The 5,419-nt window shown below is 73.0% G+C and carries 6 protein-coding genes; 3 read left to right on the plus strand and 3 right to left on the minus strand.

Annotation, left to right across the window (positions count from 1 at the left end; genetic code table 11):
* From GTW08_RS22905 to sucC, 3 genes are all read right to left on the minus strand, one after another.
* Nucleotides 1-479, minus strand: a 479-nt coding sequence (locus GTW08_RS22905) for a DUF5336 domain-containing protein (RefSeq protein WP_202417575.1), incomplete at its 3' end; no start/stop codon positions are given.
* A 160-nt stretch (nucleotides 480-639) separates the two neighbouring features.
* Nucleotides 640-1,524, minus strand: coding sequence for a succinate--CoA ligase subunit alpha (gene sucD, locus GTW08_RS22910; RefSeq protein ID WP_073576419.1), 885 nt, complete (start codon nucleotides 1,522-1,524; stop codon nucleotides 640-642).
* A 3-nt stretch (nucleotides 1,525-1,527) separates the two neighbouring features.
* Nucleotides 1,528-2,718, minus strand: coding sequence for an ADP-forming succinate--CoA ligase subunit beta (gene sucC / locus GTW08_RS22915; RefSeq protein ID WP_301549002.1), 1,191 nt, complete (start codon nucleotides 2,716-2,718; stop codon nucleotides 1,528-1,530).
* A gap of 261 nt (nucleotides 2,719-2,979) precedes the next feature.
* On the opposite strand from sucC, the gene GTW08_RS22920 reads away from it, so the two are divergent.
* From GTW08_RS22920 to GTW08_RS22930, 3 genes are all read left to right on the plus strand, one after another.
* Nucleotides 2,980-3,954: an esterase/lipase family protein gene (locus GTW08_RS22920; protein ID WP_073576420.1), complete on the plus strand. Its 975-nt coding sequence runs from the start codon at nucleotides 2,980-2,982 to the stop codon at nucleotides 3,952-3,954.
* A gap of 402 nt (nucleotides 3,955-4,356) precedes the next feature.
* Nucleotides 4,357-5,145 (plus strand): M23 family metallopeptidase, encoded by a 789-nt coding sequence (locus GTW08_RS22925; RefSeq protein ID WP_304580149.1) that lies wholly within the window; start codon nucleotides 4,357-4,359, stop codon nucleotides 5,143-5,145.
* Between the two features lie 49 nt (nucleotides 5,146-5,194).
* A partial coding sequence (locus GTW08_RS22930) for a DUF1707 domain-containing protein (protein ID WP_161152508.1) occupies nucleotides 5,195-5,419 on the plus strand: 225 nt, incomplete at its 3' end.

A 5,419-nucleotide genomic window follows, 5' to 3' on the forward strand; every position in this document is an offset into this window, starting at 1 on the left:
GGCGGCTGCCGGCCCGGCGGGACCTGGCCGGGGCCGGGGCCCCAGCCGGGTTGCCCGACGTGCGACGGGCGCTGCGCCCGCGGCGCGGGGGCGGAGACGACGCCGGACAGGAGGAGCTGGGCGTAGAGCAGTGCGGCGGCGGCGAGCAGCGCGACCACGAACACGACCCAGCCGAGCGTGCCGCCGACCGCCCCGGTGCCGGTGCCGGCCAGGAGCAGCAGCATCGTCAGCGCCCCCGTCGTCGACAGGACCACGCCCGCGACCAGGGTGCGCCCGGTGCCGGGCAACAGGGTCAGGGCGCCCGCGACGCCACCGGCGACGACCATCGCGACCGGGAACAGCCCGGTGGTGACGTCGAAGAAGGTCAGGACCAGTGCCAGCAGGGCCAGCACGGCCCCCGCCAGGACGGCGACCCGCACCGTCGGAGCGGGCGCGGCCTGCTCCGGAGCCGGGACGGACCCGGGCTCGTTGCTCGACATGACGACCACTCCCGTGTGACGGACGGACTCGCTGCACCGCACGCTAGCCGATGCCCCCGACACGGCCGGGTGAGGCGCACCTGGTGCACACAGCACGACGCGCGGGCACCCGGGAGAAGTTCCCGGGGCCCGCGCGTCGGACGTGCGACCCGATCTCCGATCAGGCGGAGAGGATCTCCTTCATCAGCGCGGCGGTCTCGGACGGCGTCTTGCCGACCTTGACACCGGCGGCCTCGAGGGCCTCCTTCTTGGCCTGCGCGGTACCGGCCGAGCCGGACACGATCGCGCCGGCGTGGCCCATCGTCTTGCCCTCGGGGGCGGTGAAGCCCGCGACGTAGCCGACGACCGGCTTGGTGACGTTGGCCTTGATGAAGTCCGCGGCGCGCTCCTCGGCGTCGCCACCGATCTCACCGATCATCACGATGGCCTCGGTCTCGGGGTCCGCCTCGAACGCCTCGAGGGCGTCGATGTGGGTGGTGCCGATGACCGGGTCGCCGCCGATGCCGATGGCGGTGGAGAAGCCGAACTCACGCAGCTCGTACATCATCTGGTAGGTCAGCGTGCCGGACTTCGACACCAGGCCGATCCTGCCCGCGCCGGCGATGTTCGCCGGGATGATGCCCGCGTTGGACTTGCCGGGCGAGATGATGCCGGGGCAGTTCGGGCCGATGATCCGGGTCTTGTTGCCCGTGGCGACCGCGTGCGCCCAGAAGTACGCCGAGTCGTGCACCGGGATGCCCTCGGTGATGACGACGGCCAGCGGGATCTCGGCGTCGATGGCCTCGATCACGGCGTCCTTGGCGAACTTCGGCGGGACGAAGATGACCGACACGTCGGCGCCGGTCTCCTTGATCGCCTCCTCCACCGTGCCGTACACGGTGACGTCCTTGTCGCCGATGGTGTGCGTGGTCCCGGCCTTGCGGGCGTTCACACCACCCACGATGTTCGTCCCGGCGGCGAGCATCTTGGTGGCGTGCTTGGTGCCCTCGCCGCCCGTGATGCCCTGGACGATGACCTTGCTGTTCTCGTTGAGGAAGATCGACATGTCTCAGGCTCCAGCGTTCGCGAGCTCGGCGGCCTTGGCTGCCGCGTCGTCCATCGTGCCCACCACGGTGACGAGCGGGTGGTTCGCGTCGGCGAGGATCTGACGACCCTCCTCGACGTTGTTGCCGTCCAGGCGGACGACCAGCGGCTTGGTCGCGTCGTCGCCCAGGATCTTGAGGGCCTCGACGATGCCGTTGGCGACCGCGTCGCAGGCGGTGATGCCGCCGAAGACGTTGACGAAGACGCTCTTGACCTCGTCGTCACCCAGGATGACGTCCAGGCCGTCGGCCATCACCTGCGCCGAGGCGCCGCCGCCGATGTCGAGGAAGTTGGCGGGCTTGACCCCGCCGTGCGCCTCGCCGGCGTAGGCGACGACGTCGAGGGTGCTCATGACGAGCCCCGCGCCGTTGCCGATGATGCCGACCTGGCCGCCGTCGAGCTTGACGTAGTTGAGGCCCTTGGCCTTGGCCTTCGCCTCGAGCGGGTTCTCGGTGCGCTCGTCGACCAGGTCCGCGTGCTGCGGGTGCCGGAAGTCGGCGTTGGTGTCCAGGGTGACCTTGCCGTCGAGGGCGATCACCTTGTCCTGCGGGTCACGGACCAGCGGGTTGACCTCGACCAGCGTCGCGTCCTCGGAGACGAAGGTCTCCCAGAGCTTCACGATCACGTTCGCGGCCTCGTCGGCGACGGCGGCCGGGATCTTGCCCGCGGCGACGATCTCGTCGGCCTTGGCCTTGTCGACACCGGCGATCGGGTCGATGGCGATCCGGGCCAGCGCGTCCGGGCGCTCGACGGCCAGCTGCTCGATCTCCATGCCGCCCTCGGCCGAGCACATGGCCAGGAAGGTGCGGTTGGACCGGTCCAGCAGGAAGGAGAAGTAGTACTCCTCGGCGATGTCGCTGGCCTCGGTGACCAGGACCTGGTGCACGGTGTGGCCCTTGATGTCGAGGCCCAGGATGGCCTCGGCCTTCTCCTTGGCCTCGTCGGCGTTCTCGGCCAGCTTCACGCCGCCGGCCTTGCCCCGACCACCGGTCTTGACCTGTGCCTTGACCACGACGGCGGTGCCCAGCTCGGCCGCCGCGGCCGCCGCGTCGGCGGCGTTGTCCACGGTCCGGCCCGGCAGCACCGGGACTCCGTGCGCGGCGAAGAGGTCCTTCGCCTGGTACTCGTAGAGGTCCACTCGGCTCTCCCGCTCCACTTCGCTCTCGCCGCGACCGGCGCGACCCCGGCTCGTTCTCCGGGCGCGCCCCGCACAGGTGGCGGGCGGCAGCGGTCGCGGACGTCGGTGATGCTGCGTCGGGGAGCCTAGCCACGCCGCGCGCACCGGTCCTGACCTGGGCCGGTGACCGCTGTCACCCCGTCGGCGCAGTGCTCGATTCAGATCGACCGACCGAGTGATCGGGGCCACCGATCGTCCCGCGACACAGCGGAATCCTGTGACCTGCCTTACCTTTCGGACATGGCGACGTCGCTACCCGGAGGCGCTCGCCTGCGCGCGATCGCCGACGGGGCGCTGTCGACAGTGACGGCCGCGACGTCCGATCTCGGGCAGGCGGCGGGTTACGCCGCGCGGACCTTCACCTCGCGTGCGGGACTGCGCGGGCTGGCGCTGGAGGGCGCCTGGCTGGCCGCGCACCTGGCGCTGTACCCGATCGGGCTGGCCGAGGAGACCGTCCGGCCGCACGGCCACTGGCGCACCGACAGCCTGCCGCCGGTCAAGCGCAGCCTGGTCGTCGCCGACCCCACCGCCGCCGGGACGCCGATCCTGCTGGTCCACGGCATCATGGACAACCGCTCGGTGTTCACCGTGTTCGCCCACGAGCTGCGCCGGCGCGGCTTCGGGGTGGTGCACGCCATCAACTACAGCCTGTTCACCGACGACGTCCGCACCGCGGCGCACGAGCTGCGCGGCCATGTCGAACGGCTGCGCGAGGCCACCGGGTCGGACCGGGTGCACATCGTCGGGCACTCCCTCGGCGGGGTGATCGCCCGCTACTACGTGCAGCGGATGGGGGGCGACGCCGTCGTCGACACCCTGGCGACGCTCGGCAGCCCGCACTCGGGCAGCAACCTGGCCCGGATCGCACCGCTGCCGCTGTGCCGCCAGCTCTGCCCCGGCTCCGCGATCCTGCGCGAGCTGGACGAACCGGCCCCCGGCTGTCGGACCCGGTTCCTGGTGGTCTGGTCGCGCATGGACGAGATCATCGTCCCGCAGCGGAACTCCCGGCTGCGTCACCCGGACCTCGACGTCACCGAGCTGGAGCTCGACGACGTGGGCCATCTCGCGCTGCCGGTGGACCGGCGCACCGTGCACTTCGTGGCGAGCACGCTGGCCCGCGGGGAGGCGGAGCGGCGCGAGCACGACCGGGTGCGCGACCGGCGGCTGCGCGGGTCGCTGCGGCTGGTCGGCCGGCACGCCGCCGAAGGCGCCTGAGCGTCCGGTCCGGGCGGGGGAACGGGACCCTCCGTTCGCCGTCGCGTCGCCGACCGCCCGACCGGTCGTCGATGATCCACGACCGTCCGCAACCGCGCGGCGGGCCGCCGTTGCCGCTCGGCGGGGCCCGGGTTACCGTCGCGTTGTCCACGTCACGGACCGGTCACGGTGATCGGTGTCGCCCCGAACGACGCCATCCCCCGACGGAGCCCCCACTCCGACGATCACCGCCGAACGGCCCGCGGCGCCCTGAACACCAGAAGGGCAGTCTTGTCGCGCCACCGCTTCCCCAGCGGCGCCACGCGACCGGAGGCCCGGCCCGGCACGCTCCCCCCTGTGCCGCCGGTCGGTCACCGGCTCCCGGCGCTCCCGGCTCCCCCGCCGGTGGTCTCGCGTACCCGTGTGACCGTCGCCGCGGCGGCCGGCGGTGCCCTGGTCGCGGCCGGTCAGACGGTCGCCGGTGCCCTCGGGGTGCCCGGCTGGGGCGGTGAGGCCGCGGTCGAGGAGTCCTACGCCCGGCTCGCCGCCTCGGCGATGCTGCCGGTGTCCAGCGACACCCGCCCGGCCGACACGACCGCCCCGATGGACACCTCCGCGATCGGCGGCGAGCAGCTCTCCGCGCAGGCCGCGTCGCTGCCCGACCTGGACTCCACCTCGAAGGTCGACGTCGCCAACCTGACGAAGGCCGCCCGGATGGGCCGCGAGGCCGCCCAGCTGGAGCGGGCCGTGACGACCGCGATGTCGCACGGCGCCCCGAAGGCGGTCATGTACAACGGCGAGGCACTGGTCATGCCGACGGCCGGCCGGTTCACCTCCGGCTTCGGCGCCCGCTGGGGCGTGCAGCACAAGGGCATCGACCTCGCCGCCCCGATCGGCACCCCGATCTTCGCCCTGACCGACGGCGTCGTGGAGAAGTCCGGCCCCGCCAGCGGCTTCGGGATGTGGGTGGTGCTCAAGCACCCCGACGGCACCAGCACCGTCTACGGCCACATCAACCGGTCGTTCGTGCAGGAGGGCCAGCAGGTCGAGGCCGGCGACGAGATCGCCGAGGTCGGCAACCGCGGCCAGTCCACCGGCCCGCACCTGCACCTCGAGGTGTGGGAGCCGGACGGCACCAAGATCAACCCGCTGCCGTGGCTGGCCGCACGCGGCCTCGACGTCACCGCGGCGACGGGCTCGCGCGACGCCTGATCGGCGGGCGCCGCTCCCCGGCCCCGCCCGGACGGTCCAGAATGGCCGGGTGGCGGACGAGTCGGCGTACCGGGTGGGGGACGGCGAGCGACGGGCGGTCGACGCCCGGCTGCAGCGCGCGCACGGCGAGGGACGGCTGTCCCTGCCCGAGTACGAGGAACGCTCGGCGAAGGCCTGGGCGGCCCGCACCCGCGCCGACCTCGAGCCGTTGACCCGCGACCTCCCGGCCGACACCGCCGCCGTCGAGCAGGCGCCGACCACGGCCCTCCCGGCT

Source organism: Pseudonocardia sp. SID8383 (assembly GCF_009864975.1).
In the GTDB taxonomy this organism is placed as follows: Bacteria; Actinomycetota; Actinomycetes; order Mycobacteriales; family Pseudonocardiaceae; genus Pseudonocardia; species Pseudonocardia alni.